The following is a 279-nucleotide window of genomic DNA, read 5'->3' on the forward strand; positions in this document are numbered from 1 at the left end:
GATCGGCTGCGGATACGCGCTCGGCATTCCCGGTGTCGCGCTCGCGACCGGCATCTCTCTGCCGGAGGCGGCGCTCTCGGCGCTCGCGTTCCTGCCCGGTGACGCGATCAAGGCGGTCATCGCGACCCTGCTCGCGATGGCGCTGTATCGCGCCTATCCGCCCGCCTTTCCTGTCCGGATCCGCCGGGCACGCGCGAGCGTCGCCGCATGATTCGAGCGAACCGGCTCGGCGTCGACATCGACGGTTCCCGCATTCTCGCGGACGTCACCGCTCACCTT

General features: G+C 69.9%; 1 protein-coding gene. It reads left to right on the top strand.

Translation table 11 applies throughout. From position 1 onward, the window contains the following. On the top strand, positions 1-211 hold a 211-nt coding region (locus SB660_RS20010), incomplete at its 5' end, for a biotin transporter BioY (RefSeq protein ID WP_410584038.1). Between the last annotated feature and the right edge of the window lie 68 nt (positions 212-279).

This window comes from Bacillus sp. SIMBA_005, assembly GCF_046535585.1.
GTDB classification, from domain to species: domain Bacteria; phylum Bacillota; class Bacilli; order Bacillales; family Bacillaceae; genus Bacillus; species Bacillus pumilus.